This is a genomic window from Ruegeria sp. BF8 (assembly GCF_056538625.1).
Genome location: NZ_JBQFTL010000007.1, coordinates 1 through 25,944 on the forward strand (window position 1 = coordinate 1; position 25,944 = coordinate 25,944).

Sequence of the window (25,944 nt, forward strand, 5' to 3'; positions counted from 1 at the left end):
TGATCGCCCCGATCGCCATGGAAAACGGTCTGCGCTTCGCCATCCGCGAGGGCGGCCGCACCGTCGGCGCCGGCGTCGTGTCCAAAATCATCGAGTAAGGCGCGCTTGTCGCGCCCGGTTGCGGCAGGCGGTTTTCCAAAGCGAAGCCAGCTGAAAGCTACTTGGTGAGAAACCAAAGAAGGCCGTCCCAAACCGGGGCGGCCTTTTTCGTTAAGTCCCCAAAACATTGGTTGCACACATCTTGGTGTTGCACGCGAATACGCCAAGCTTGCGTTGAGCGGCGCCCCTCGACACAATTGCAGTCAGAATTGTCCAGTAGGGGAGGATGGTGGGATGACCAAGCATGTTGAAATCGGCCGGACTGGGGTCAGGTTGCCGCAAATAGGGTTCGGTTCAACAGGGCTGGGAAGCATTCCACAGATATATGGATACGAAGTAGACGAAAGCCGTGCACTGGATACCATCAGGGCAATTCTACAGCGTCCGGACGGCTTCATTGATACAGCGCGCGGGTATGCGTTGGGCCGAAGCGAAGAACGTATCGGGCAAGTCATTCGCGAATTGGGCGGGTGGCCCGAGGGTCGGGTTCTGTCCACGAAACTGGACCGGGATATGGAGAGCAACAGGTTTGATGCGACACAAGCGCGAAGGTCGCTTGAAGCAAGCCTTGAAGCCCTTGGCGTCGACCAGGTGGATATTCTTCACCTTCATGACCCTGAATACGCCGCAGATCTTTCCGAAGTGACCGGCACGGGCGGCGCGCTTGATGAGCTGTTTCGGATGAAGGAAGAAGGCCTGGCCAAAGCTGTGGGGCTTGCCGGTGGTCGAATTGACGTCCTGATGCCTATGCTACGCGATCGTGAGTTCGACGTCCTTCTGACGCACAACAGGCATACAGTCGTCAACGTGAATTCCGCTCCGCTGATTGAACTCGCGCGTTCCAAGGGAGTGACCGTTCTGAATGCGGCGCCCTATTCCGGAGGAATATTGGCCAAGGGAAGTTCCGCGCATCATTTCTATGTCTATCAGCCGGCGACCGAAGCTGTTCTGGGTCCGGTTCGTGCGGTCGAGAGTATCTGTTCCCGCTACGATGTCCCGTTGGGGGCGCTTGCGTTGCAGTTCTCGGTCAAAAACGCAGATATAGCTTCGACAATCTGCGGCGCGACATGGCCGCAGCACGTGGACCAAACATTCGAATGGTCCGACTGGTCTATCCCGGATGCGGTCTGGACAGAGCTGGCGGAAATGGGGCAATCCCAAAACGATCCTGAAGCCGGGTAGGGTCTTCAAGATTCAGCGCGGCGGCCTATCACTTGTTGGACAATCCGCATTTGGAGCTTGGTGGCATTTCCCCCTTGCCAAACAGCGCCAACCCCACTAAACCGCGCGAGTTCTCGGTGAGAACGTGAAGGCGGGGTGATTCCCGCCTTTTGGGTTCGATGAGGGTTGGCGATGAGCGCCCGTCCTCCTCTCAACTCCAACGCCTGAAAAAAGGCTGTTAATATGCAAAGCCAAAACATCCGTATTCGGCTGAAGGCATTTGACTATCGCGTCCTGGATGCCAGCACGCAAGAGATCGTCAACACTGCAAAGCGGACCGGCGCGAACGTGCGCGGCCCGATCCCGCTGCCGAACAAGATCGAGAAGTTCACGGTTCTCCGTGGCCCTCACGTTGACAAGAAATCCCGCGATCAGTTCGAGATCCGTACGCACAAGCGTCTCTTGGACATCGTAGATCCGACCCCCCAGACCGTGGACGCGCTGATGAAGCTCGACCTGGCCGCTGGTGTGGACGTCGAGATCAAGCTGCAGTCGTAAGATCGGAGGGTATTGATGATGCGCTCTGGTATTATCGCAAAAAAAGTCGGCATGACCCGCCTGTTCATGGAAGACGGCAAGCAGATCCCTGTGACCGTTCTTCACCTGGACAATCTGCAGGTCGTTGCACAGCGTACCGCTGACAAAGACGGCTACACCGCCGTTCAGCTGGGCGCCGGTGCCGCCAAGGCAAAACGCACCTCGAAGGCCATGCGCGGCCACTTCGCCGCCGCCAAGGTCGAGCCCAAGCGCAAGCTGGCCGAGTTCCGCGTGTCGGAAGACGCGCTGATCGAAGTGGGCGCCGAGATCTCGGCAGATCACTTCCTGGCTGGTCAGAAGGTTGACGTTTCGGGCACCTCGATCGGTAAAGGTTTTGCCGGTGCAATGAAGCGCCACAACTTCGGTGGTCTGCGCGCCTCGCACGGTGTTTCGATCAGCCACCGTTCGCACGGTTCGACCGGTCAGTGTCAGGACCCGGGCAAGGTGTTCAAAGGCAAGAAGATGGCCGGTCACATGGGTGCTGCCCGTGTTACCACCCAGAACCTCGAGGTCGTCAAAACCGACGCCGACCGTGGTCTGGTCTTCATCAAAGGCGCCGTTCCCGGACCGAAATCGGGCTGGGTTACCGTCAAGGACGCCGTCAAGAAGAAAGCACCGGAAGGCTTGCCTTTCCCGGCTGCTGTGAAATCGGCTGCAACCGAAGCACCTGCGGAAGAAGCACCCGCGGAAGGTGGTGAAGCATGAAACTTGATGTAATCAAACTGGACGGCAAGAAAGCCGGCAACATCGAGCTGGATGCGGACCTGTTCGGCCTGGAGCCGCGCGCGGACATCCTGCACCGTGTGGTCCGTTGGCAGCGCAACAACGCGCAGGCTGGCACCCACAAGGTGAAGACCCGCTCGGAAACCAGCTACTCGACCAAGAAGATCTATCGCCAGAAGGGCACCGGTGGCGCACGTCACGGTGACCGCAACGCGCCGATCTTCCGCAAGGGTGGCATTTACAAGGGTCCGACCCCGCGTTCGCACGGCCACGACCTGCCGAAGAAGTTCCGCAAGCTGGGCCTGCGCCACGCACTGTCGGCCAAGGCCAAAGCCGGTGAGCTGGTCGTGATCGAAAGCGCCGAAGCCGAAGGCAAGACCGCCGCACTGGCCAAGCAGGTTGCAAACCTGGGCTGGAAGCGCGCTCTGGTCATCGACGGCGCCACCGTGAACGAAGGGTTCGCCCGCGCAGCCCGCAACATCGAAGGTCTGGATATCCTGCCGTCGATGGGCGCAAACGTCTATGACATCCTCAAGCGTGACACCCTGGTGCTCACCAAGGCGGGTGTCGAAGCACTGGAGGCTCGACTGAAATGAGCGCGAAGGCAGAACACTACGACGTGATCCGCAAGCCGATCATCACCGAGAAAACGACCATGGCCTCTGAGAACGGCGCGGTTGTCTTTGAAGTGGCGATCGACAGCAACAAGCCGCAGATCAAAGAGGCCGTCGAGGCGCTGTTTGGTGTGAAGGTCAAGGCGGTGAACACCACCGTGACCAAAGGCAAGGTCAAGCGGTTCCGCGGCCAGCTGGGCAAGCGGAAAGACGTCAAAAAGGCCTATGTGACCCTGGAAGAGGGCAACACCATCGACGTGACCACCGGTCTCTGATCGGACCCGTCCTTGGAGAGAGGTGAGAGCCCCCGCGAAAGCGGGGGCTTTTTTACGATATTATCTCTCGAAATTTCTGGTGAAGAATTTCACCTAGAGCCTCTTCTTCAAGCTTAGACTTTGCTTCTAGTAGCTTTCTGAAATCATCATCTGTTAGAACCAAGATGTAAGCTTGGCCGCCCTTCGCTAAATCCCGCTGACGCTCTAAAAGACGGTCTCTGTCTTGCACTCCGCGGCAAGTGATAATTCCGAAACGGCCTCTGTTATTGTCGAAGCGGCCCAACAATTGGTCGACCTCTGGGTTAGCAATGTCTTTTGTATAATTCTTGCACTCGACAACAACCATGGTAGCAGCGGTATTGTTCGCATCCCTTCGATGAGCAAAAAAACCGTTGTTTGCAGCGTTGGTGAATACAATATCGATACGTTTTCGACCTTGGTTTATTTCCCATTCCTTGTGAGGTTGAATGAGGTCTGGGTAAAAACAAACAGTTAACGCGTGCATGGCCCAGATGTGGTAAGCGTCTGCACCTTTCATTCCGGCTGGAATTTTTTCAAGCTCGGCTATCAGATCTATGCAGGATTGAGAAACAGACTGATCGGTGTCACTTGTGTTGACCATAATTCGGGCTTCGCTGCTTGCTAAGCGTTTGTACAGGTCCAGCAAACCAGGATTTTGGGCAACCAAGTCAGTTATGAGCTTCTTAGACTTTGGATGCTTTTCCCGTACGTCTTTTTTGTAGACCTTAGGCTTGCCCTTCAAAAGTGTTACCAAACTACTGTTGGCTTGAATGTGCTCCGAGACCAAAAAATCGGTAATATGTTTATTGTAAAACTCTTGGCTATCAAGCGACAGCCGTTTTCTAACTATATACTTTGGGATCAGGAGCACTGGTGCGTCTTCTATGAATGGAAGGTCTACGTACTGGCTTCGCCAATTGCGGAGGTTGGCATCCCAAAGTGGAGGCCCATTATACTTATTTGTAGGAATGCTATATAGTGCGCACTGCTCTTGGGTGTATTGCACCAAGCGCTCTCTAATGACGTTGGTGGTCAGGTCAGAAATCTTGTCACGATCCACATGCTCAACGAACAAGGCCATTTCTGAAAGATCGGATAGTAGACCCGATTGAAAGGCAGCGCTGTTTTTGATCGCTGCGATTAGCTGGCGTGACTGTTTTTGCCCTACTCCTTTGCCTTGCGGTTTGGCTGAGGAGACTCCAAGGTAGGTTTCGTAAGGCTCATGCAGATGAGACATCAAGTTCCGTGCCCTGAGGTCGTCTCCTGCTCTAAGCGCATCCAAAACTTCAACAAAGAACGCTCTAATGAGATTCGAAGCTTCCGCAGACCATACATCGTTTCTAATTTCAATGGCGTAGGGGTCTACGTAAACGGGTGTGTCGAAGTCTGTACTGATATCGACAAAATCGAGTTGAGATTGTGGAGCATTAATTTTAAATACTCAGAGAATTTTGGCACAAATGTTCCTTTCAACTTGGTTGTGCCGAAAGCTATCTACTCATTTCTGGATTGCAATAGGTATCTTTGTGACACCTTTAGCTTGCCTTCAAAGCTCGTCAGTCAGGTTGGCCGCTAATTCTGAAGTAAGTCTTGAGATGCCTGTTGGTTCTTAAATTTGGTGGAAAGCACCTAGAGCGCTATAGACACCCACCCCCAACCCTGCTAAACGCTCCCAATCTTGCGGCCTCGGATTCGTTCCGGGGCCTCTGATATTTGAAACCGGGGACCTTCGGGGCCCTATAAACTGGGCACCTACGGGGGCCTCTCACATAGCGGGGATTGATCCTCGCGCTTGCTAAACGGAAGACAGAAAGCATGGCACTCAAGTCGTACAAACCGACGACGCCGGGCCAGCGCGGGCTGGTGCTGATCGACCGTTCGGAGCTTTGGAAAGGACGTCCGGTCAAGTCTCTCACTGAGGGTTTGACCAAATCGGGCGGCCGGAACAACACCGGACGGATCACTTCACGCCGCCGTGGCGGTGGCGCAAAGCGTCTCTACCGGATCGTTGACTTCAAACGGAACAAACTGGATGTGGCGGCAACCGTCGAGCGGATCGAATACGACCCGAACCGGACCGCATTCATCGCACTGATCAAATATGACGATGGCGAGCAGGCCTATATCCTGGCGCCGCAGCGTCTGGCGGTTGCCGACAAGGTCATCGCTTCGGCCAAGGCTGACATCAAGCCCGGCAACGCGATGCCGTTCTCGGGTATGCCGATCGGTACCATCGTGCACAACATCGAGATGAAGCCCGGCAAGGGCGGTCAGATCGCGCGTGCCGCGGGCACCTACGCCCAGTTCGTCGGCCGTGATGGCGGCTATGCCCAGATCCGTCTGAGCTCGGGCGAGCTGCGTATGGTGCGCCAGGAATGCATGGCCACCGTCGGTGCCGTGTCGAACCCCGACAACAGCAACCAGAACCTCGGCAAAGCCGGTCGTATGCGCCACAAAGGCGTGCGTCCGTCGGTCCGTGGTGTTGCCATGAACCCGATCGATCACCCCCACGGTGGTGGTGAAGGCCGGACCTCGGGTGGCCGTACGCCGGTTACGCCTTGGGGTAAGGACACCAAGGGTAAGCGTACCCGCAACAAGAACAAAGCGTCCCAGAAGCTGATCATCCGCTCGCGGCACGCCAAGAAGAAAGGGCGTTAAGACATGTCTCGCTCTGTTTGGAAGGGTCCTTTCGTCGACGCTTACGTGCTGAAAAAAGCCGAAGCTGCGCGCGAGTCGGGCCGCAACGAAGTCATCAAGATCTGGTCGCGTCGTTCCACCATTCTGCCCCAGTTCGTGGGTCTGACCTTTGGTGTGTACAACGGCCAGAAGCATATCCCGGTAAACGTCTCGGAAGACATGATCGGTCAGAAGTTCGGTGAGTACTCGCCGACCCGGACCTATTATGGCCATGCCGCAGACAAAAAAGCGAAGCGGAAGTAAGTCATGGGCAAGGAAAAGAACCCCCGCCGCGTGGCTGAAAACGAAGCAATGGCAAAAACCCGTATGCTTCGCACCAGCCCGCAGAAACTGAACCTGGTTGCGCAAATGATCCGCGGCAAGAAAGTCGAGAAGGCTCTGACCGACCTGACTTTCTCGAACAAGCGTGTCGCGCAGGACGTCAAAAAGTGCCTGCAGTCCGCAATCGCGAACGCCGAAAACAACCACAACCTGGACGTGGACGAGCTGATCGTCGCCGAAGCATGGGTTGGCAAGAACCTGGTCATGAAGCGCGGTCGTCCGCGTGCTCGTGGCCGTTTCGGCAAGATCATGAAGCCGTTCTCGGAGATCACCATCAAGGTGCGTCAAGTTGAGGAGCAAGCCTAATGGGACATAAAGTCAATCCGATCGGCATGCGCCTTCAGGTCAACCGCACCTGGGACAGCCGTTGGTACGCAGATACCAAGGACTACGGTGATCTTCTGCTGGAAGACCTCAAGATCCGTGAGTTCATCAAGAAAGAGTGCAAGCAAGCCGGCATCGCCCGTGTGATCATCGAACGCCCGCACAAGAAGTGCCGCGTCACGATCCACACCGCGCGTCCCGGTGTCATCATCGGCAAGAAAGGCGCGGACATCGAAGTTCTGCGCAAGAAAATCGCGCAGATGACCGACAGCGAACTGCACCTGAACATCGTCGAAGTGCGCAAGCCGGAACTCGACGCGCAGCTGGTTGCCGAGTCGATCGCTCAGCAGCTGGAGCGCCGCGTTTCGTTCCGCCGCGCGATGAAGCGGTCGGTTCAGAACGCCATGCGCATGGGCGCCCTGGGTATCCGGGTGAACGTCGCTGGTCGTCTGGGCGGCGCCGAAATCGCACGGACCGAGTGGTACCGCGAAGGCCGCGTGCCTCTGCACACCCTGCGTGCCGACATCGATTACGCACATGCCGAAGCGATGACCCCCTACGGGATCATCGGGATCAAGGTCTGGATCTTCAAAGGTGAGATCATGGAGCACGATCCGCAGGCACGTGACCGTAAAGCACAGGAACTCCAGGACGGCCCTGCACCTCGTGGTGCTGGTGGCGGTCGTCGCTAAGGAGGGAAAGATATGCTTCAACCAAAGCGTACAAAATTCCGCAAGATGCACAAAGGCCGGATCAAGGGTGAAGCCAAGGGCGGCTCTGATCTGAACTTTGGCACCTACGGTCTGAAGGCTCTGCAGCCCGAGCGCGTCACTGCACGCCAGATCGAAGCTGCGCGTCGTGCCATGACCCGTCACATGAAGCGTCAAGGTCGCGTCTGGATCCGGATCTTCCCGGATACCCCCGTGACCTCGAAGCCTACCGAAGTCCGTATGGGTAAAGGTAAAGGCTCGGTCGACTATTGGGCAGCCAAAGTGAAGCCCGGTCGCGTGATGTTCGAGATCGACGGCGTCAACGATGAGATCGCGCGCGAGGCTCTGCGCCTGGCTGCGATGAAGCTGCCGATCAAGACCCGCGTGGTGGTCCGCGAGGACTGGTAAACCGGTCTTGCCAAGACTTCAGAAAACCCCGCCGAACCGGCGGGGTTTTTTGTTTTTCGGATGGTTTGGGTTAGGCTCCGCTTCAGCTTTTGATATTTTGGAAAAGCCTAGAACAGGGGGCCTCAAATGGTTTCGACGTCAGAGATAGAAAAGATTGACGACGGCTTCTTTGCCGCACTGAACGCTATGTTCGAGGGTGACGTTGTACCGATGGAGGCGCTGTGGTCGCATGCGGACGATGTCATCTATATGGGGCCGTCACCCGATCTGTTCCACGTCGGGTGGAAAGTCACGGATCAGGATTGGGTCGCGCAGGGTCGGGCGCATCTGGGCGGGTCGATCAAAGTGCTGAACCGGCATGTTGTGGTTGGGGATACGCTTGCCACTGTGCACCATGTCGCCGAGGCATCGGGGCAGGGCGATGGGGCCGGTATCCGGATGCGCGGCACGAATGTCTATCGCCTTGAAGGTGGAGCGTGGAAGCTGATCGCGCATCACAGCGACCCGTTGCCCTATATTGACTTGTGACAGCAGCAGGGGTTTCCAAATTCGAAGAAAGTTCCTCTATCGCGCCTGGGCGTCGAATAGGGTAATGGACGCCCATGGCACAGATTGAATCACTCTTCGTTACCCGTCTCTACCGCGCCGCTCTGTCTGAGTTCGATCCAAGGATCGATCCGGAGGAGCTGGAGAACTCGTGCCTTGTCATCGCTGAGGATGACGAGGCCGGGCAGGAGTGGTGCGAAAAAAACGGCTATCCGGGTTACACCAGCTATGCCTCGTTGACTGACCTGCCCTGGCGGTTTCCGATCTTTCAGGACTTGGTGAAGACTTTGGATCAGCACGTGGCTGCATTCGCGAAAGACCTTGAGTTTGATCTCGATGACCGGGAATTGAAGCTGGAGGATCTTTGGATCAACATCCTGCCCGAGGGTGGAATGCATGCCAGCCACATCCATCCGCACAGTGTGATTTCTGGAACGACCTATGTGTCAATGCCGGAAGGCGCCAGCGCGCTGAAGCTGGAGGACCCCCGCTCAGGCCGCATGATGGCCGCGCCGGTGCGCCAGAAGGGCGCCCGACGCGAATTGCAGCCCTTCATTTATATGAAGCCGAAGGTCGGCGACGTTCTGCTGTGGGAAAGCTGGCTGCGCCACGAGGTGCCCATGAACATGGCCGAAGAAGAACGGATTTCGGTGAGTTTTAACTATAAGTGGGAGTGAACTCCTTGGGTCGTATTCAACTGCCGGCATTGTGCCGGTTTGATCTGCGCCCATAGGCGACGACTGTCGTCGTCCTGCGAACCGAAATCGATGCGTGACCGAAAGCCCCATTCCGCAGCCGTTCTCTGGCGCCGGTCGGTTCGAGATGCCTATACCTTCCCTGTGAAAATAAAGGCAGGTCCAGCGCAAGCCCCCTTTTGATCAGCTCCGCGCCGATGTCCTGCCCATTGGGTAGGTATGCAATTCCAACTAACCGGTCATAGGATGTTTCGCCGTTCAGCTTGACGGTAATCTCCTGACCCTTGCAGATTTCGACCATCGTCCACTTTGCCTTTAGGCCCCATGGCATGTCCAGCTCGGGCGCATCAATGCCGGCTAGACGGATCTTTGTTCCACGGACAATGATTGTGTCGCCATCGATCACATAAGCGCGCCCCGTCAGAACGCGGTTGGAGGGAACAACACTCGGCTGTTGTCGCGGGATTGCGCGGTTCCGTGTGGAGGCTTGCGGAGGTTTTTGATGGCCTCTATGACGGGCGACAAGGCGTGGCTTTCTTGATTTTAAAACAACTAGAAGTGCCGCAAACCCAATTAGGACAACCAGTTCCATTTTTTCCACCGTTCCTAAGTCAGCGGGATAAAGATACTTCAAGGGTTTCACGTGTCTTTTGAGTTTCGGCCAAACCCGTTTCCACAGAAGACAACGCGCAAGTGGTCAGGTTCTGACGTGACCCGTTGGTTGCCCGGTTCTGGTTGCAAAACTTCCTCTTGCCACCAACCCACCAAACCCTTATACGGCGGCATCCTGCGGTCTCCCGGCGTTGTCGGGCGATTCGCATGTCTATCATTCATCCACCAGGTCCAAGGTGACCCGTGTACGGGGCCTTCTGGTGTTTTGAGCAAAGGAAAAGGCGATGAACGCCCAAGAACTGCGTGAAAAGACCCCGGACCAGCTCCGCGAGGAACTGGCCAACCTGAAGAAAGAAAGCTTCAACCTGCGCTTTCAACAGGCCACCGGTCAGCTGGAAAACACTGCTGGTATCAAAGCGGCCCGCCGCAATGCTGCCCGCGTCAAAACCATTCTGAACGAAAAGGCCGCTGCCGCGGCATCCGAGGAGTAATCAGATGCCCAAGCGTATCCTGCAAGGCACCGTGACCAGCGACGCCAACGAACAGACCATCACCGTTCTGGTCGAGCGCCGTTTCAAGCACCCTCTACTGCAGAAAACCGTTCGTAAGTCCAAGAAATACCGGGCTCACGACGAAAAGAACGCCTTCAAGGTCGGCGACACCGTACGCATCATCGAATGCGCGCCGAAATCGAAGACGAAACGTTGGGAGGTTCTGGAGGCCTAAGCCTCCGGGACTTTTCCATTTGTCGAAACCCTGGGGGATTTAACAAGACCAGCCCCCACAGGTCGGGAGAAACCACATGATCCAGATGCAGACCAATCTGGATGTCGCTGACAACTCCGGCGCCCGCCGAGTTCAGTGCATCAAGGTCCTGGGTGGTTCCAAGCGTAAATACGCCTCCGTCGGCGACATCATTGTCGTCTCGGTGAAGGAAGCCATCCCGCGCGGCCGCGTGAAGAAAGGTGATGTCCGCAAGGCCGTCGTCGTGCGCACCGCCAAAGAAGTCCGTCGCGAAGACGGCACCGCGATCCGCTTCGATCGCAACGCCGCCGTCATCCTGAACAACAACAACGAGCCCGTCGGCACCCGTATCTTCGGCCCCGTTGTTCGTGAACTGCGCGCGAAGAACTTCATGAAGATCATCTCGCTGGCTCCGGAGGTGCTGTAATCATGGCTGCTAAACTCCGCAAAGGCGACAAGGTCGTCGTGCTGGCCGGCAAGGACAAGGGCAAAGAGGGGACTATCACCTCGGTCGACCCCAAAGCCGGCAAAGCTGTCGTTGATGGCGTGAACATCGCCATTCGCCACACCCGCCAGTCGCAAACGTCGCAAGGTGGCCGCCTGCCCAAAGCTCTGCCGATCGACCTGTCGAACCTGGCCCTGCTGGACAAGAACGGCAAGGCAACCCGCGTCGGCTTCCGCATGGAAGGTGACAAGAAGGTTCGTTACGCCAAGACCACGGGGGACGTGATCGATGCTTGATGCTGCAACCTACACCCCGCGTCTGAAAGCTCAGTACGCTGAAACCATCCGTGCCGCTCTGAAAGAAGAGTTCGGCTACAAGAACGATATGCAGATCCCCAAGCTGGAGAAGATCGTTCTGAACATCGGCTGTGGTGCCGAGGCGGTGAAGGACTCGAAGAAGGCGAAAGCCGCGGTCGAGGATCTGACGGCGATCGCCGGTCAGAAGGCCGTTTCGACCAAGGCGAAGAAGTCGATCGCGGGTTTCCGCGTCCGTGAAGACATGCCGCTGGGCGCCAAGGTGACCCTGCGCGGCGACCGGATGTACGAATTCCTGGACCGTCTGATCACCATCGCGATGCCTCGCGTACGTGACTTCCGCGGTGTGAAACCGTCCTTCGATGGCCGTGGCAACTTTGCCATGGGCATGAAAGAGCACATCGTGTTCCCGGAAATCGACTTCGACAAGGTCGACGAGGTCTGGGGCATGGACATCGTAATTGCCACCACAGCGAAAACCGACGCTGAAGCAAAGGCACTGTTGAAAGCTTTCAACATGCCGTTCAACGCGTAAGCGCCGGGAGGATTGAGACATGGCTAAAAAAGCAATGATCGAACGCGAGAAGAAGCGCGCACGCCTGGTGGCACAGTATGCCGAAAAGCGTGCGGCTCTGAAAGAGATCGCGAATGACGAGAGCAAGCCGATGGAAGAGCGCTTCAAAGCGCGTCTGAAACTGGCGAAACTGCCGCGCAACAGCTCGGCTACCCGTCTGCACAACCGTTGTCAGCTGACCGGTCGTCCCCACGCTTACTACCGTAAGCTGAAGGTCAGCCGTATCGCGCTGCGCGAGCTGGGTTCTGCTGGTCAGATCCCCGGCATGGTGAAATCGAGCTGGTAAGGGAGAGACAGATATGAACGATCCTATCGGCGATATGCTCACCCGCATCCGCAACGCGCAAATGCGCGGCAAGTCCACCGTGATCACTCCGGCGTCGAAACTGCGCGCCTGGGTTCTGGACGTGCTGGCGGACGAAGGCTATATCCGCGGCTATGAAAAGACGACCGGTGAAAACGGTCATCCGGCTCTGGAAATCAGCCTGAAATACTACGAAGGCACCCCTGTCATTCGCGAACTGAAGCGGGTCTCGAAGCCCGGCCGTCGCGTATACATGGGCGTCAATGACATCCCGCAGGTTCGTCAGGGCCTGGGCGTGTCGATTGTCAGCACTCCGAAAGGTGTGATGTCGGACGCAAACGCTCGCTCCAACAATGTTGGCGGCGAAGTGCTCTGCACCGTCTTCTAAGGAGGTCTGCAATGTCTCGTATTGGTAAGAAACCGGTCGAGCTGCCCAGCGGCGTTACCGCCTCTGTGTCGGGTCAGACCATCGAAGTCAAAGGTCCGAAAGGCACCCGCAGCTTCACCGCAACCGATGACGTCACCCTGACGGTCGAAGACAACGTGGTCAAAATCGACCCGCGTGGTTCGTCCAAGCGTGCGCGTCAGCAGTGGGGCATGAGCCGCACCATGGTCGCCAATCTGGTGACCGGTGTGACCGAAGGCTTCAAGAAGGAACTGGAAATCCAGGGTGTGGGTTACCGCGCTCAGATGCAGGGCAACACCCTGAAGCTGAACCTGGGCTACAGCCACGATGTTGATTTCGTTGCTCCGGAAGGTGTCACCATAACCGCGCCGAAGCAGACCGAGATCGTTGTGGAAGGCATCGACCAGCAGCTGGTGGGCGAAACCGCGGCGAAAATCCGCGAGTGGCGCCGCCCCGAGCCGTACAAAGGCAAGGGCATCCGCTACAAGGGCGAGTTCATCTTCCGCAAGGAAGGCAAGAAGAAGTAAGGACGAACACAATGGCAAACAGCAAAAGAACCCTGTTTCTGAAGCGCCGCCTGCGCGTTCGGAACAAACTTCGCAAGGTCAACGCGGGTCGTCCGCGTCTGTCCGTACACCGTTCGAACAAGAACATCTCCGTTCAGCTGATCGACGACGTACGTGGCGTGACCCTGGCCTCGGCCTCGACCCTGGAAAAGGATCTGGGTGTTGTTGGCAAGAACAACGTCGAAGCGGCCACCAAAGTGGGCGCAGCCATCGCCGAGCGGGCCAAGAAGGCCGGCGTCGAAGAGGCTTATTTCGATCGTGGCGGCTTCCTGTTCCACGGCAAGGTGAAGGCAGTTGCCGACGCTGCGCGTGAAGGCGGCCTGAAAATCTAAGGCCTGTGGGCGGGTTTCGATCCGCCCCGATGATCCGGGGGCCTCGGCGTCAGTCGAGGCTCACTTGGATTGAAGAAAACGGCGCCAAGCGCCACATGAGAAAAGGGATGCCAAATGGCAGAACGTGAAAACCGTCGGGGCCGTGGCCGCGACCGTGAAGAAGCACCGGAATTTGCCGATCGTCTGGTCGCAATCAACCGCGTGTCGAAAACCGTAAAAGGTGGTAAGCGCTTTGGCTTCGCCGCTCTGGTGGTTGTTGGCGATCAGAAAGGCCGCGTGGGCTTTGGCAAAGGTAAAGCGAAAGAAGTACCTGAAGCCATCCGCAAGGCGACCGAGCAAGCCAAGCGTCAGATGATCCGCGTGCAGCTGCGCGAAGGCCGGACCCTGCACCACGACATCGAAGGCCGTCACGGCGCCGGTAAAGTGGTCATGCGCACCGCACCGGAAGGTACCGGTATCATCGCCGGTGGTCCGATGCGTGCCGTGTTCGAAATGCTGGGCGTAAAGGACGTTGTGTCCAAGTCGCTGGGCTCGCAGAACCCGTACAACATGATCCGTGCCACCATCGACGGCCTGAAGAAAGAACAGAGCCCGCGTTCGGTTGCCGCGCGTCGTGGCAAGAAGGTCGCCGATATCCTGCCCAAGCGGGATGAAGCACCGGCTGAAGCCGAAGCGTAAGGAGAGCGAGCAATGGCAAAAACCATCGTCGTCAAGCAGATCGGTTCCCCGATCCGTCGCCCCGCCGAACAGCGCGCAACCCTGATCGGTCTGGGCCTGAACAAGATGCACAAGACCCGCGAATTGGAAGACACTCCGTCGATCCGCGGCATGGTCAACAAGATCCCGCATCTGGTTGAGATCATCGAAGAGCGCGGCTAAGCGCCAACTTCGAAAGCCTAATGAACGCCTCCGATTTGATCGGGGGCGTTTTCATTTTTGGCCGTCGCCTGCGCGGAATGTCGGAAGACCGCCTTTTGCGGTGAACTAGGTCAAGGCCTGGCCAGGAATTTGCAGGTAGACACCTTTTTGCCCTCCGTCCTGACCCTGAAATTAAAACATAGCCAAACGGCTAACTTTTTCTTGACGCGGGTGGTGCGTTGAAATACTTAGCCTTATGGCTAACAAACTCGATACTTTTTTTTCTGCGCTGGCCGATCCGACCCGGCGTGCCGTGATCGAGCGGCTGATCACTGGCCCAGCGGCCGTGTCAGAGCTGCACGAAGCGCATGACATGGCTCTTCCTTCGTTTCTGAAGCATCTCGGCAAACTGGAATCCGCGGGAATGATCCGTTCGGAGAAGATCGGTCGGGTTCGCATGTTGCATATCGAAGCCGCCCCGATCGCCGAGGCGGAAGGTTGGTTGAAACAACAACGTCACCTCTGGGAAGGCCGGCTGGATCGCCTGTCCGCACTTGCCGAGCAAATTGGAAAGGAATCCGATGATGGCTGATTACGAAACTTTGATCTTGGAACGCGAGATTGCCTGCGCTCCTGACCGGCTGTTTCAGGTGTTGACCGACCGCGAGTTGCGCCAGAAATGGGCCGCACCAGACGATGAAAGCGTAGTTTTGATCGATGTGTTCGACTGTCGACCCGGAGGCCGTGAGGAAACGCGGTGTGGACCGAAAGAAGCGCCCGAGTTCAATACGACCAGCCTGTTCCACGTAGTCTCGCCGGAGTTTCTTTCATTGACCGAAACACTGGTCATTCAGGGAGAGTTGGTCTCGGTCTCGCTGTGCGGACACGAAATCATGCCGAATGGCCACGGCAGTACGCTGCGCGTCACGTTGCAGATCACAAGCCTGGCCGGGCCAGAACTATTTCAGGACTACAAAGGTGGCTGGTCTGCTGCTTTGGACAACCTGTCCCGGCTTGCGGCCGGTGGCGGTCACTCCTGATTTGCGCCGCTATGCCAAAAATGCATAGCGGCCAGTCCAAAACCATCGTTGTTAGCGATAACTGAACTCCCTATCTCAACCCTGTCCAAGACAGGAACCAAGTAAGTGACATCGGGGAATACGCCCCGACATTCGAAAGGAAATGAGATAATGGCACACACAGCGACCCTGACACATGGCGGCTTCAACCTGACCGCCCGTATCGCAAACCTGATCGAGCGCGTGAAAGAAAACCGCGCCCGGGCCAGCGAATACACCCGCACGTATACCGAGTTGCAGCGTCTGAGCGACCGCGAGTTGAACGACATCGGCATCCGCCGGTGCGACATCGCCGACATCGCCCGCGAGCACGCCTACTGCTCGTAAGATACGGGACGACAACATATGAAGCAGAGGCGCCCAAGTGGCGCCTCTTTTGTGTTTACGGATCCCACACGGGCAGGAAAATAGTTGTTACCACAACTGCGACGTTGCGCGGCGCCGGGAATTGGGTCACTCCAATGCAGGCAAGCCGTCAAGGCATGAACACATTGGGCAGAGAGGGCAGAACATGGCACGGGACTTCCAGATTGCAATGCTGTGGGTCGAGGGGCCGCTCAGCTTTTTGGAACTGCTGTGCATCCAGTCGTACTTGGATATGGGCCACAGCGTGCGGATTTATACCTATAGCAATGTGACGAACATCCCCGAGGGTGTCGAGCACCGTGATGCCCGCGAGATCCTGCCGGATTCCGAATTTATCACTCATGAGCGGACCAATAGCCCCGCGCCGCATTCCGACAAGTTCCGCTACCGGATGCTGGCTCAGGAGCCCGACCTGATCTGGGCCGACACCGATGCCTATTGCCTGAAACCCTATTCAACGGCGAATGGTCATTACTATGGGTATCTCGAGGGTGAGGTGGCGATCGGGGTTCTGGGCCTGCCGCAGGACAGTGAAACTCTGGCCAAGCTGATCGAGTACACGAATGATCCCTACCTTATTCCTCCTTGGTTACCGCCGCGCCACCGCCGACCGCTGGAAGAGGCGCGGGACGCCGGGAACCCGACCAACGTTCCCGAGGCGTTGTGGGGCGTGTGGGGGCCAAAGGCATTCACCTGGGCGCTGAAGGAAACAGGCGAGATAAAATACGCCCTGCCAGAGCATGTTTTTTACCCGATCAACTTTTCGCGGCGCCGGGCCCTTGCCCGGCCGAACGAAAATCTTGACCGGTTTTTTCACGAGGATACCGTCTCGATCCATCTATACGGGCGCCGGATGCGGGCGATCATGCGCAAGAACCATGGTGGAATACCACATCCTGACAGCCTGGTCGGGCGACTTGTGGCCAAACATGGAATTGTGCCCCAAGACGCGCCCATTGCTGGCCGCGACGACTGAGCCGCTGCGGCAGGGCAATCAAAACTTGCAACTCGGGGCGCGAGGCTGTACTGCGCTCCGGTGGCGTGTTTGCCACGAGAATCAAAACCAAGAAATGCCGTGTTTGGCCCATCACGCTTCGGGGTCATATCCGGCTTAGGAGAAGCGACATGAAACTGCACGAATTGCGCGACAATCCCGGCGCCGTCAAGAAACGCACCCGCGTTGGCCGTGGTCCCGGCTCTGGCAAGGGTAAAATGGGTGGCCGCGGTATCAAAGGCCAGAAATCTCGTTCGGGTGTGGCCATCAACGGCTACGAAGGCGGCCAGATGCCGCTGTATCAGCGCCTGCCCAAGCGCGGCTTCAACAAGCCGAACCGCAAGGAATTTGCCGTCATCAACCTGGGCCTGATCCAGAAATTCGTCGACGCCGGCAAACTGGACGTTAAATCGGCCATCACCGAGGACGCACTGGTCGCCTCGGGTCTGGTGCGCCGCAAGCTGGACGGTATCCGCGTTCTGGCCAAAGGCGAAATCAGCGCCAAGCTGAACCTGGAAGTGACCGGCGCCTCGAAAGCGGCGATCGAAGCCGTGGAAAAAGCGGGCGGTTCACTGAAGGTCACAAAAGCCGCTGCGGCAGAGTAAGCGCTTGTGAGCGGGCGCCGACCCGCTTACATAGACCTCAGAGTTTTCCAAGACGCCGCCCGAGCCGGAAAACGGTTCCGGGCGGCGTTTTCATAAGAGAGACCGATTTATGGTATCAGCAGCAGAACAAATGGCAGCCAACACAAGCTGGGCTGCTTTGGGCAAGGCCACCGATCTGCGCAACCGCATCCTGTTCACGCTGGGTTTGCTGATCGTCTATCGTCTGGGCACCTTCATTCCGGTGCCGGGGATCGACGGTCAGGCGCTGCGCGAGTTCATGGAACAAGCGGGGCAGGGCATCGGTGGGATGGTTTCGATGTTCACCGGCGGGGCGCTGGGGCGGATGGGTATCTTTGCCCTCGGCATCATGCCCTATATCTCGGCATCGATCATCGTACAGCTGCTGACCTCGATGGTGCCCGCGCTCGAACAACTCAAGAAAGAGGGCGAGCAGGGCCGCAAGAAGATAAACCAGTACACCCGTTTCGGCACCGTCGCGCTGGCCACCGTTCAGGCCTATGGCCTGGCGGTTTCGCTGGAATCGGGCGATTTGGCGACCGATCCGGGTCTGTATTTCCGCCTGTCGACGATGATCACTCTGGTCGGTGGCACCATGTTCCTGATGTGGCTGGGTGAACAGATCACCGCGCGCGGCATCGGCAACGGCATCTCGCTGATCATTTTTGTCGGCATCATCGCCGAGGTTCCTGCCGCGCTGGCCCAGTTCCTTGCCTCGGGCCGTTCGGGCGCGATCAGCCCGGCCGTGATCGTCGGCGTGATCGTGATGGTGATCGCCGTTATCACCTTCGTGGTGTTCATGGAACGCGCGCTGCGCAAGATCCACATCCAGTACCCGCGCCGCAATGTCGGCATGAAGGTCTATGAGGGCGGCTCGAGCCACCTGCCGGTCAAGGTCAACCCGGCCGGCGTGATTCCGGCGATCTTCGCCAGCTCGCTGCTGCTGCTGCCGGTCACGATCTCGACCTTTTCGTCGGGCGCTGCAAACGGACCGATCATGTCGTGGCTGCTGGCCAATTTCGGACCGGGACAGCCGCTTTATCTGCTGTTCTTTGCGTCGATGATCGTGTTCTTTGCCTACTTCTACACGTTCAACGTGTCGTTCAAACCGGATGACGTGGCGGACAACCTGAAAAAGCAGAACGGCTTTGTGCCCGGCATTCGCCCTGGCAAAAAGACCGCCGAATATCTGGAATACGTCGTCAACCGCGTGCTGGTGCTGGGTTCGGCCTATCTTGCGGCGGTCTGCCTGCTGCCTGAAATTCTGCGCGGCCAGTTCGCCATTCCGTTCTATTTCGGCGGCACCTCGGTTCTGATCATCGTCTCTGTGACCATGGACACGATCCAACAGGTTCAGAGCCACCTGTTGGCGCATCAATACGAAGGGCTGATCGAAAAGTCCCAGTTGCGCGGTAAAGGCAAGAAACGCGGCAGGAAGGGACCCGCTCGTCGATGAATATCATTCTTCTGGGCCCCCCGGGGGCAGGCAAGGGTACGCAGGCACGTCACTTGGTTGAAACGCGGGGCATGATCCAGCTCAGCACCGGTGACATGCTGCGCGAGGCCCGCAGCTCGGGAACCGAGATGGGCAAGAAGGTGGCCGCGATCATGGACGCGGGAAAGCTTGTCACCGACGAGATCGTGATTGGCCTGATCGAAGAGAAACTGACCACCGAAAAGGGCGCAGGCTTCATCTTCGACGGCTTCCCGCGAACCTTGGCCCAGGCTGACGCCTTGTCGGCCCTTCTGACCAAGCTAGGCCAGTCGCTGCACACCGTGATCGAAATGCGCGTGGATGACGAGGCCCTGGTTGATCGGATCACTGCCCGGTCGACCTGTGGCGGTTGCGGCGAGGTCTACAATGACAAGACCAAACCGATCCCGGCCGATGGTAAATGCACCAATTGCGGCAAGGAAAACGACTTCGTTCGTCGCGCCGACGACAACGAGGAAAGCCTGCGCACCCGGCTTATGGAATATTACAAGAAGACCTCGCCGTTGATTGGCTATTACTACGCCAAGGGCGATCTTCGACCGGTGAACGGGCTGGCGGACATCAAGGAAGTCCGGGCCTCGATCGCAGCCATATTGGGTTAAGCTTGCAAAGGGCTTGACGCCAAGCCCAAAAGCCCATATCGACCCCCATCCCTTTGGGGAATCAATCGCGCACGCGGGATTCGTTCCGCATGTATAGACCACCTCGAATAATGCTGAACCCTCTGGCCACACTGCCACGGTTAGGCGTTGTGAAAAAAGGTTCTGGAACTACGGAACCGCAACGAAAGGAAAGTGACACGTGGCACGTATTGCCGGCGTAAACATCCCGACTGCAAAGCGGGTACCAATCGCCCTCACATATATCACCGGTATCGGCAACACCTCGGCCAAAGCGATCTGCGAAGCCGTTGGCATCGACACGACCCGTCGCGTCAATGAACTGTCGGATGCCGAAGTTCTAGCCATCCGCGAATACATCGACGCCAACTTCACCGTCGAAGGTGACCTGCGTCGCGAAGTTCAGATGAACATCAAGCGTCTGATGGACCTGGGCTGCTATCGCGGTCTGCGTCACCGCCGCAACCTGCCGGTTCGCGGTCAGCGTACCCACACCAACGCTCGTACCCGCAAAGGCCCCGCAAAGGCCATTGCTGGTAAGAAGAAATAAGGGAGGGTCTGACTGATGGCACGTGACAAGACTCGCGTTAAGCGCAAAGAGCGTAAGAACATCGCATCGGGCGTCGCCCATGTGAATTCGACCTTCAACAACACCAAGATCCTGATCTCGGACGTGCAGGGCAACGCCATTTCGTGGTCGTCGGCCGGCACCATGGGCTTCAAGGGATCGCGGAAATCGACCCCCTACGCCGCTCAGATGGCTGCAGAAGATGCAGGCAAGAAAGCGCAGGAACATGGCGTCAAGACGCTGGAAGTCGAAGTTCAGGGCCCCGGTTCGGGTCGTGAATCGGCTCTGCGTGCGCTGGCTGCCGTGGGCTTCAACATCACGTCGATCCGCGATGTGACCCCGATCGCCCACAATGGCTGCCGCCCGCCGAAGCGCCGCCGCGTCTAACCGATCGAATTACCAGGCTGGGGCCGTGTTTTTACACGGCCCCGGTTCGCCGTTTTGAAACCTCGGGCGTCTGCACCTGATTGGTCATGGGGCGCAGACAGGAATGGAGGGATTACATGATCCACAAGAATTGGGCAGAATTGATCAAGCCGACCCAACTGGAAGGCAAGCCGGGCAACGATCCCGCGCGGCAGGCAACCCTGGTTGCGGAGCCGCTTGAGCGTGGCTTTGGTCTGACCCTGGGCAACGCGCTGCGCCGTGTTCTGATGAGCTCGCTGCAAGGCGCCGCCATCACCAGCGTCCAGATCGACAACGTACTGCACGAGTTCAGCTCGGTCGCAGGCGTTCGTGAAGACGTCACCGACATCATCCTGAACCTCAAGCAGGTCGCTCTGCGCATGGAAGTCGAAGGGCCCAAGCGCCTGTCGATCAATGCCAAAGGCCCCGCAGTTGTCACCGCCGGTGATATCAGCGAAAGCGCCGGCATCGAGGTTCTGAACCGTGATCACGTCATCTGCCACCTGGACGATGGCGCCGAGCTGTTCATGGAACTGACCGTCAACACCGGCAAAGGCTATGTCTCGGCCGAGAAGAACAAGCCCGAAGATGCACCCATCGGCCTGATCCCGATCGACGCGATCTACTCGCCGGTCAAGAAAGTCGCCTATGACGTTCAGCCGACCCGTGAAGGCCAGGTTCTGGACTATGACAAGCTGACCATGAAGATCGAAACCGACGGCTCGATCACGCCCGAGGACGCGCTGGCCTTCGCCGCCCGCATCCTGCAGGATCAGCTGTCGATCTTCGTCAACTTCGACGAGCCGGAATCGGCCGGTCGCCAGGACGAGGACGATGGTCTGGAGTTCAACCCGCTGCTGCTGAAGAAAGTGGACGAGCTGGAACTATCGGTCCGTTCGGCAAACTGCCTGAAGAACGACAACATCGTCTACATCGGCGACCTGATCCAGAAGACCGAAGCCGAGATGCTGCGCACCCCGAACTTCGGCCGCAAGTCGCTGAACGAGATCAAGGAAGTGCTGTCCGGCATGGGTCTGCACCTCGGCATGGATGTCGAGGATTGGCCGCCCGACAACATCGAAGATCTGGCCAAGAAATTCGAAGACGCGTTCTAAACGCGTCTTCGCCAATGCCCGGGCTGCCGGGGACCGTATGGGCATTTCCGCCCCAAGGAGAGCCGGTGACACGCATCGCCGGCCAGACAAAGCAAAACGCGAAAGAAGGAATTGAAAAATGCGTCACGCACGTGGTTACCGCCGCCTGAACCGTACTCATGAGCACCGCAAGGCCCTGTTCTCGAACATGGCCGGCTCGCTGATCGAGCACGAACAGATCAAGACGACTCTGCCCAAGGCAAAAGAACTGCGCCCGATCGTTGAAAAACTGATCACCCTGGGCAAGCGCGGCGACCTGCACGCCCGCCGTCAGGCCGCAGCTCAGCTGAAGGAAGACAAGGACGTCGCCAAGCTGTTCGAGGTTCTGGGCCCGCGCTACAAGGACCGTCAGGGCGGCTATGTCCGTATCCTGAAAGCTGGCTTCCGCTATGGCGACATGGCTCCGATGGCGATCATCGAATTCGTTGATCGTGACATCGACGCCAAAGGCGCAGCCGACAAGGCCCGCGTCGCCGCTGAAGAAGTGGACGTTGACGAAGAATAAGAACCGGCTGCATTGCCGTTTCATGGCCCCTGTCCGGATATCCCGGTCAGGGGCTTTTTCTTATGGATCGCCACGCTTGCGGCGGACATGGCAGCGGTAAGGTTTCGCGTGCTCTATTGCATTCGCGTGCCGACCTCCGCATATCTTCGGCGGATGATGAACGGAGCTGTCATGATACGCACGATCCTGGCCGTATGCCTGATGACACTGGCCACCCATGCCGGTGCCGAGACACGGGTTCCTCAGTCACAGGTCGAGATTTCCATGGGTTTTGCCCCGGTGGTCAAAAAGGCTGCCCCGGCGGTGGTGAACATCTATGCCAAGATCGTCCGGCCTGGGCGCAGCAGCCCGATTTTCACGGATCCGTTCTTTCGCGACTTTTTCGGCGGTGGGTTCGGTGCACCGCGGCCGCGGGTTCAAAACTCGCTGGGGTCGGGCGTCATCCTGACCGAGGACGGCTATGTCGTCTCGAACTATCACGTTGTCGGGACCGCGACCGAGATCCGGGTCGTGACCACGGATCGTCGCGAGTTCCAGGCCGAGGTCGTTCTGGGCGACGAGGAAAGCGACATCGCCATCCTGCGCCTGCAGGATGCCCAAGGACTGCCGTTTCTGCGTCTGCGGGATTCTGACCATGTCGAGGTGGGGGAACTGGCTCTGGCCATCGGCAACCCGTTCGGCGTCGGGCAGACCGTGTCGTCTGGCATCATCTCGGGGTTGGCGCGGTCTGGCACCGCCACCGGCAATGCACGGGGCTATTTCATCCAGACAGACGCGCCCATCAACCCGGGCAATTCCGGTGGCGCCCTGATCGACGTGAATGGTGACCTGATCGGCATCAACACCTCGATCCTGACGCGGTCGGGTGGGTCCAATGGGATTGGCTTCGCCATTCCGGCCAATCTGGTCGCAGAGTTTCTGCGGCAGGCCCAGGAAGGAAACGAAGGTTTCGTCAGCCCTTGGGCAGGTATGGCCGGACAGACCATGAGCGCCGACATCGCCGAATCCCTTGGGCTTTCGTTGCCGCAGGGAGTTGTGATCTCGGACCTCCATCCGCTCAGCCCGTTGGCCGAGGCCGGGTTGCGGGTTGGCGATATCGTGACCCATGTGGATGGCGAGGAGGTGAATTCTCCGGCTGAGATGAAGTTCCGCATGTCTGTGGCGGGTGTTGGTGGGACATCCGTTCTGACCCGGCTCCGCGGCAGCGAACGTGCTGAGGTCGCCGTCGATCTGGTGCCCGCGCCCGAGACGCCTCCGGCCGAGGAAACCACTCTGGACGATCGCACGGTTCTTCCGGGAATGACGGTTGCGCGCATCAACCCGGCAATGATTGCCAAGATGGGTCTGCTGCTGTCGCAGACCGGTGTGGTCGTGGTCGACCCCGGCCCCTATGGCGCGCGGGCCGGGTTGCGGCCCGGCGATGTCATCAATGCCGTGAACGGGCGAAAGGCTGAACGCCCGCGTGACGTCGTTCGGGCGCTGCGCGATCCGGGTCGGCGGGTGCAGATCGACCTGGTGCGCGGCGGCAAACCCGTGTCGTTGCGGTTCAGGCTGTGACCGCATGAGTGACCTGTTCGACACCGAAGGCCAGGCCTCGGAACCGGCCCCGAACCGCCCGCTGGCCGACCGGCTGCGGCCCCAGGCGTTGTCCGAGGTGATCGGGCAGAAACAGGTTCTGGGCCCCGAGGCGCCGCTGGGGGTGATGCTGGCGTCGGGCAGCCTGTCCAGCCTGATCTTCTGGGGACCGCCGGGGGTGGGCAAGACCACCATCGCGCGGTTGCTGGCCAAGGAAACCGACCTTCATTTCGAACAGATCAGCGCGATCTTCACCGGCGTTCCCGACCTCAAGAAGGTGTTCGAGGCCGCCAAGTTGCGGCGGCGGAACGGTAAGGGGACACTGTTGTTCGTGGACGAGATCCATCGATTCAACAAGGCCCAGCAGGACGGGTTCCTGCCGCATATGGAGGACGGGACGATCCTTCTGGTGGGCGCGACCACCGAAAACCCCTCGTTCGAGTTGAACGCCGCCGTGCTCAGCCGCGCGCAAGTGCTGGTGCTGGAACGGCTGGATCTGGCCGATCTGGAACGCCTGACACAGCGTGCCGAAAAAGAGCTGGGCAAGGTGCTGCCCCTGACACCCGCGGCGCGGGACGCGCTGCAGGAAATGGCGGATGGCGACGGTCGGGCGCTGTTGAACCTGATCGAACAGATCGCGGCCTGGTCGGTGGACGCGCCACTGGACCCGGACGCGCTGGCCAAGCGCCTGATGCGCCGCGCCGCGAAATACGACAAGTCGGGGGACGAGCACTACAATTTGATCTCGGCGCTGCACAAATCGGTGCGCGGGTCCGACCCGGATGCGGCGCTGTACTGGTTCGCCCGGATGCTGACTGGGGGCGAAGATCCGCGATACTTGGCCCGCCGCATCACCCGAATGGCGGTCGAGGATATCGGCCTGGCCGACCCGCAGGCCCAGTCGATCTGCCTGCATGCGTGGGAGGTGTACGAGCGGCTCGGGTCGCCCGAGGGTGAGTTGGCGCTGGCGCAGGCGGTCGTGTATCTGGCGCTGGCGCCCAAATCCAACGGAGCCTATGTGGGCTACAAGGCGGCGATGCGCCTGGCCAAACAGTCGGGCAGCGAGCCGCCGCCCAAACACATCCTGAACGCGCCGACCGGGTTGATGAAGGATCAGGGCTACGGCGCGGGCTATGCCTATGACCACGATGCCGAGGACGGGTTCTCGGGGCAGAACTACTTTCCCGAGACCATGAAACGCCCGGTCCTGTACCAGCCGGTCGAACGCGGGTTCGAGCGCGAGTTGAAAAAGCGTCTGGACTACTTTTCGAAACTGCGCAGTCAACGCAAGGGGTCGTGACGCAAGGTCAGATCAGGCCGTGCCGTCGCGTTTTGCGCGACACTCAAGGCGGGCCCGGGTTTCCCTTAGGTAACATGCCGCCAAGGAGGAGCGCAGATGCCCGTTTCCATCGACAAGACAGACGACGTGTGGACCATCATCCACGACCGGTCCCAGGCCAGAAACGCCGTGGATGCCGAACATGCAGCCGCCTTGGCCGAGGCCTTCATTGCCTTCGAGGACAGCGCGGCCAAAGCCGCCGTGTTCTGGGGCAAAGGCGGTAATTTCTGCGCGGGCTGGGACCTCAAGATGGCAGCCACGCTGTCCGACCCGGACCTGCGTGAGCCGTATTTCGACAAGCACGCCTTTCCGGTCGGGGCGGCGCCGTCGTTGCTGGGGCCGATGGGTCCATCGCGGCTGGAATTGTCAAAGCCGGTCATCGGCGCGATCGAGGGTGCCGCAGTGGCCGGCGGCATGGAACTGGCCCTGTGGTGCGACATCCGGGTGATGGCCGAGGACGCCTATATGGGCGTCTATTGCCGCCGCTGGGGGATCACGCTGATGGATGGCGGTTCGGTGCGGCTGCCGCGGCTGGTCGGGCAGGGCAAGGCGCTCGAGATCGCGCTGACAGGGCGCAAGGTCAAGGCTGACGAGTGCGAACGGATCGGACTTGCCGAGAAAATCGTGCCGCAGGGTGAAACCCGAATGGCGGCTGAAGCGATGGCGCAAGAGATTGCCCGGTTCCCGCAGGAGGCCGTCCGCGCCGACCGCCGCTCGATCATCGAAACCCGGGGGATGCCGATGCACGAGGCGTTGAAGGTCGAATGGGCCAACGGGCTGGACGCCATCCGCCGCGAGGGCACATCCCTTGCGGCTCGGTTCCGCGATGGGGCCGGGCGGCACGGGGATTTCACCGATATATGAGCGGCCTTGGC

At 58.8% G+C, this 25,944-nt stretch carries 40 protein-coding genes; 38 read left to right on the forward strand and 2 right to left on the reverse strand.

Annotation, left to right across the window (positions count from 1 at the left end):
• The 6 genes from ACR0LD_RS18170 to ACR0LD_RS18195 form a co-directional block, all read left to right on the forward strand.
• Positions 1-98 (forward strand): EF-Tu C-terminal domain-related protein (locus tag ACR0LD_RS18170; protein WP_480636862.1); only part of this gene is annotated, 98 nt, incomplete at its 5' end.
• Positions 99-333: 235 nt separating this feature from the next.
• Entirely contained in the window at positions 334-1,281 is a 948-nt protein-coding gene (locus ACR0LD_RS18175; protein WP_480638348.1) for an aldo/keto reductase, read from the forward strand.
• Positions 1,282-1,503: 222 nt separating this feature from the next.
• Positions 1,504-1,818 carry a 30S ribosomal protein S10 gene (gene rpsJ, locus ACR0LD_RS18180; RefSeq protein ID WP_008756422.1) on the forward strand — a complete coding sequence of 105 codons (315 nt, stop codon included), beginning with the start codon at positions 1,504-1,506 and terminating at the stop codon, positions 1,816-1,818.
• A gap of 18 nt (positions 1,819-1,836) precedes the next feature.
• Positions 1,837-2,562 carry a 50S ribosomal protein L3 gene (gene rplC / locus ACR0LD_RS18185; protein ID WP_170343454.1) on the forward strand — a complete coding sequence of 242 codons (726 nt, stop codon included), beginning with the start codon at positions 1,837-1,839 and terminating at the stop codon, positions 2,560-2,562.
• Positions 2,559-3,176, forward strand: a complete 618-nt coding sequence (rplD, locus tag ACR0LD_RS18190) for a 50S ribosomal protein L4 (protein ID WP_170342972.1) — start codon at positions 2,559-2,561, stop codon at positions 3,174-3,176. The genes rplC and rplD overlap by 4 nt, the downstream gene beginning before the upstream one ends.
• On the forward strand, positions 3,173-3,469 hold the full coding sequence (locus tag ACR0LD_RS18195) for a 50S ribosomal protein L23 (RefSeq protein ID WP_093965341.1): 297 nt from the start codon (positions 3,173-3,175) through the stop codon (positions 3,467-3,469). Before rplD ends, ACR0LD_RS18195 begins: the two co-directional genes overlap by 4 nt.
• Before the next feature lie 52 nt (positions 3,470-3,521).
• Here ACR0LD_RS18195 and ACR0LD_RS18200 read toward each other — a convergent pair whose 3' ends face one another.
• Positions 3,522-4,727 carry a hypothetical protein gene (locus ACR0LD_RS18200; protein ID WP_480638351.1) on the reverse strand — a complete coding sequence of 402 codons (1,206 nt, stop codon included), beginning with the start codon at positions 4,725-4,727 and terminating at the stop codon, positions 3,522-3,524.
• A gap of 578 nt (positions 4,728-5,305) precedes the next feature.
• Between ACR0LD_RS18200 and rplB the strand changes: the two genes are divergently transcribed.
• The 7 genes from rplB (at position 5,306) to ACR0LD_RS18235 (ending at position 9,173) form a co-directional block, all read left to right on the forward strand.
• Positions 5,306-6,148, forward strand: a complete 843-nt coding sequence (gene rplB, locus ACR0LD_RS18205; RefSeq protein ID WP_480638353.1) for a 50S ribosomal protein L2 — start codon at positions 5,306-5,308, stop codon at positions 6,146-6,148.
• Positions 6,149-6,151: 3 nt separating this feature from the next.
• On the forward strand, positions 6,152-6,430 hold the full coding sequence (rpsS, locus tag ACR0LD_RS18210) for a 30S ribosomal protein S19 (RefSeq protein WP_005980699.1): 279 nt from the start codon (positions 6,152-6,154) through the stop codon (positions 6,428-6,430).
• A gap of 3 nt (positions 6,431-6,433) precedes the next feature.
• Positions 6,434-6,814: a 50S ribosomal protein L22 gene (rplV, locus tag ACR0LD_RS18215; protein WP_039538267.1), complete on the forward strand. Its 381-nt coding sequence runs from the start codon at positions 6,434-6,436 to the stop codon at positions 6,812-6,814.
• On the forward strand, positions 6,814-7,524 hold the full coding sequence (gene rpsC, locus ACR0LD_RS18220) for a 30S ribosomal protein S3 (protein WP_093965346.1): 711 nt from the start codon (positions 6,814-6,816) through the stop codon (positions 7,522-7,524). Before rplV ends, rpsC begins: the two co-directional genes overlap by 1 nt.
• A gap of 12 nt (positions 7,525-7,536) precedes the next feature.
• The gene (rplP, locus tag ACR0LD_RS18225) at positions 7,537-7,950 is read left to right on the forward strand and encodes a 50S ribosomal protein L16 (protein WP_005980704.1); all 414 of its coding nucleotides are present in this window, start codon (positions 7,537-7,539) and stop codon (positions 7,948-7,950) included.
• Between the two features lie 126 nt (positions 7,951-8,076).
• Positions 8,077-8,478, forward strand: coding sequence for a YybH family protein (locus tag ACR0LD_RS18230; protein WP_170367996.1), 402 nt, complete (start codon positions 8,077-8,079; stop codon positions 8,476-8,478).
• 74 nt (positions 8,479-8,552) lie between these two features.
• Positions 8,553-9,173 (forward strand): 2OG-Fe(II) oxygenase family protein, encoded by a 621-nt coding sequence (locus tag ACR0LD_RS18235; RefSeq protein WP_480638355.1) that lies wholly within the window; start codon positions 8,553-8,555, stop codon positions 9,171-9,173.
• A 16-nt stretch (positions 9,174-9,189) separates the two neighbouring features.
• On the opposite strand, the gene ACR0LD_RS18240 is transcribed toward ACR0LD_RS18235, so the two are convergent.
• Complete coding sequence (locus tag ACR0LD_RS18240; RefSeq protein WP_170343459.1) at positions 9,190-9,825, reverse strand: thermonuclease family protein; 636 nt, start codon at positions 9,823-9,825, stop codon at positions 9,190-9,192.
• Positions 9,826-10,087: 262 nt separating this feature from the next.
• On the opposite strand from ACR0LD_RS18240, the gene rpmC reads away from it, so the two are divergent.
• The 25 genes from rpmC to ACR0LD_RS18365 all read left to right on the forward strand — a co-directional run bounded on the left by rpmC (position 10,088) and on the right by ACR0LD_RS18365 (position 25,933).
• Complete coding sequence (gene rpmC, locus ACR0LD_RS18245) at positions 10,088-10,294, forward strand: 50S ribosomal protein L29 (RefSeq protein WP_093965352.1); 207 nt, start codon at positions 10,088-10,090, stop codon at positions 10,292-10,294.
• Between the two features lie 4 nt (positions 10,295-10,298).
• Positions 10,299-10,529: a 30S ribosomal protein S17 gene (rpsQ, locus tag ACR0LD_RS18250; protein ID WP_170342963.1), complete on the forward strand. Its 231-nt coding sequence runs from the start codon at positions 10,299-10,301 to the stop codon at positions 10,527-10,529.
• A gap of 76 nt (positions 10,530-10,605) precedes the next feature.
• On the forward strand, positions 10,606-10,974 hold the full coding sequence (gene rplN, locus ACR0LD_RS18255; protein ID WP_005621870.1) for a 50S ribosomal protein L14: 369 nt from the start codon (positions 10,606-10,608) through the stop codon (positions 10,972-10,974).
• A gap of 2 nt (positions 10,975-10,976) precedes the next feature.
• Positions 10,977-11,288 carry a 50S ribosomal protein L24 gene (rplX, locus tag ACR0LD_RS18260; RefSeq protein ID WP_093965356.1) on the forward strand — a complete coding sequence of 104 codons (312 nt, stop codon included), beginning with the start codon at positions 10,977-10,979 and terminating at the stop codon, positions 11,286-11,288.
• A complete protein-coding gene (gene rplE / locus ACR0LD_RS18265) occupies positions 11,281-11,841 on the forward strand; it encodes a 50S ribosomal protein L5 (RefSeq protein ID WP_093965358.1) in 561 nt (186 codons plus the stop codon). The genes rplX and rplE overlap by 8 nt, the downstream gene beginning before the upstream one ends.
• A gap of 19 nt (positions 11,842-11,860) precedes the next feature.
• Positions 11,861-12,166, forward strand: coding sequence for a 30S ribosomal protein S14 (gene rpsN, locus ACR0LD_RS18270; RefSeq protein ID WP_093965360.1), 306 nt, complete (start codon positions 11,861-11,863; stop codon positions 12,164-12,166).
• Between the two features lie 13 nt (positions 12,167-12,179).
• Positions 12,180-12,572: a 30S ribosomal protein S8 gene (rpsH, locus tag ACR0LD_RS18275; protein WP_093965361.1), complete on the forward strand. Its 393-nt coding sequence runs from the start codon at positions 12,180-12,182 to the stop codon at positions 12,570-12,572.
• 11 nt (positions 12,573-12,583) lie between these two features.
• Positions 12,584-13,117 (forward strand): 50S ribosomal protein L6, encoded by a 534-nt coding sequence (gene rplF / locus ACR0LD_RS18280; protein WP_093965363.1) that lies wholly within the window; start codon positions 12,584-12,586, stop codon positions 13,115-13,117.
• Between the two features lie 11 nt (positions 13,118-13,128).
• Positions 13,129-13,488, forward strand: coding sequence for a 50S ribosomal protein L18 (gene rplR / locus ACR0LD_RS18285; RefSeq protein ID WP_010437103.1), 360 nt, complete (start codon positions 13,129-13,131; stop codon positions 13,486-13,488).
• Positions 13,489-13,602: 114 nt separating this feature from the next.
• Positions 13,603-14,166, forward strand: a complete 564-nt coding sequence (rpsE, locus tag ACR0LD_RS18290; protein WP_093965365.1) for a 30S ribosomal protein S5 — start codon at positions 13,603-13,605, stop codon at positions 14,164-14,166.
• Between the two features lie 12 nt (positions 14,167-14,178).
• Positions 14,179-14,367, forward strand: a complete 189-nt coding sequence (rpmD, locus tag ACR0LD_RS18295) for a 50S ribosomal protein L30 (protein ID WP_093965366.1) — start codon at positions 14,179-14,181, stop codon at positions 14,365-14,367.
• 235 nt (positions 14,368-14,602) lie between these two features.
• Complete coding sequence (locus ACR0LD_RS18300; protein WP_480638361.1) at positions 14,603-14,938, forward strand: ArsR/SmtB family transcription factor; 336 nt, start codon at positions 14,603-14,605, stop codon at positions 14,936-14,938.
• Entirely contained in the window at positions 14,931-15,386 is a 456-nt protein-coding gene (locus ACR0LD_RS18305; RefSeq protein WP_480638362.1) for an SRPBCC domain-containing protein, read from the forward strand. The genes ACR0LD_RS18300 and ACR0LD_RS18305 overlap by 8 nt, the downstream gene beginning before the upstream one ends.
• A gap of 150 nt (positions 15,387-15,536) precedes the next feature.
• Positions 15,537-15,752 (forward strand): DUF1127 domain-containing protein, encoded by a 216-nt coding sequence (locus ACR0LD_RS18310; RefSeq protein ID WP_170343462.1) that lies wholly within the window; start codon positions 15,537-15,539, stop codon positions 15,750-15,752.
• A gap of 184 nt (positions 15,753-15,936) precedes the next feature.
• On the forward strand, positions 15,937-16,767 hold the full coding sequence (locus ACR0LD_RS18315; RefSeq protein WP_254429032.1) for a hypothetical protein: 831 nt from the start codon (positions 15,937-15,939) through the stop codon (positions 16,765-16,767).
• Between the two features lie 149 nt (positions 16,768-16,916).
• The gene (gene rplO, locus ACR0LD_RS18320) at positions 16,917-17,390 is read left to right on the forward strand and encodes a 50S ribosomal protein L15 (protein WP_170342955.1); all 474 of its coding nucleotides are present in this window, start codon (positions 16,917-16,919) and stop codon (positions 17,388-17,390) included.
• A gap of 109 nt (positions 17,391-17,499) precedes the next feature.
• The gene (secY, locus tag ACR0LD_RS18325; RefSeq protein ID WP_093965375.1) at positions 17,500-18,864 is read left to right on the forward strand and encodes a preprotein translocase subunit SecY; all 1,365 of its coding nucleotides are present in this window, start codon (positions 17,500-17,502) and stop codon (positions 18,862-18,864) included.
• A complete protein-coding gene (locus ACR0LD_RS18330; protein WP_170343464.1) occupies positions 18,861-19,505 on the forward strand; it encodes an adenylate kinase in 645 nt (214 codons plus the stop codon). Before secY ends, ACR0LD_RS18330 begins: the two co-directional genes overlap by 4 nt.
• A gap of 199 nt (positions 19,506-19,704) precedes the next feature.
• Positions 19,705-20,073 carry a 30S ribosomal protein S13 gene (gene rpsM / locus ACR0LD_RS18335; RefSeq protein ID WP_093965378.1) on the forward strand — a complete coding sequence of 123 codons (369 nt, stop codon included), beginning with the start codon at positions 19,705-19,707 and terminating at the stop codon, positions 20,071-20,073.
• Positions 20,074-20,088: 15 nt separating this feature from the next.
• Positions 20,089-20,478, forward strand: coding sequence for a 30S ribosomal protein S11 (gene rpsK, locus ACR0LD_RS18340; RefSeq protein WP_008757289.1), 390 nt, complete (start codon positions 20,089-20,091; stop codon positions 20,476-20,478).
• Positions 20,479-20,594: 116 nt separating this feature from the next.
• Positions 20,595-21,611, forward strand: a complete 1,017-nt coding sequence (locus ACR0LD_RS18345; protein ID WP_170342951.1) for a DNA-directed RNA polymerase subunit alpha — start codon at positions 20,595-20,597, stop codon at positions 21,609-21,611.
• A gap of 118 nt (positions 21,612-21,729) precedes the next feature.
• Complete coding sequence (gene rplQ / locus ACR0LD_RS18350; RefSeq protein WP_093965383.1) at positions 21,730-22,155, forward strand: 50S ribosomal protein L17; 426 nt, start codon at positions 21,730-21,732, stop codon at positions 22,153-22,155.
• Positions 22,156-22,326: 171 nt separating this feature from the next.
• Positions 22,327-23,712 carry a trypsin-like peptidase domain-containing protein gene (locus ACR0LD_RS18355; RefSeq protein WP_170368008.1) on the forward strand — a complete coding sequence of 462 codons (1,386 nt, stop codon included), beginning with the start codon at positions 22,327-22,329 and terminating at the stop codon, positions 23,710-23,712.
• 4 nt (positions 23,713-23,716) lie between these two features.
• The gene (locus tag ACR0LD_RS18360) at positions 23,717-25,030 is read left to right on the forward strand and encodes a replication-associated recombination protein A (RefSeq protein ID WP_480638365.1); all 1,314 of its coding nucleotides are present in this window, start codon (positions 23,717-23,719) and stop codon (positions 25,028-25,030) included.
• A gap of 96 nt (positions 25,031-25,126) precedes the next feature.
• On the forward strand, positions 25,127-25,933 hold the full coding sequence (locus tag ACR0LD_RS18365) for a crotonase/enoyl-CoA hydratase family protein (protein WP_480638367.1): 807 nt from the start codon (positions 25,127-25,129) through the stop codon (positions 25,931-25,933).
• The last annotated feature ends 11 nt before the right edge of the window (positions 25,934-25,944 follow it).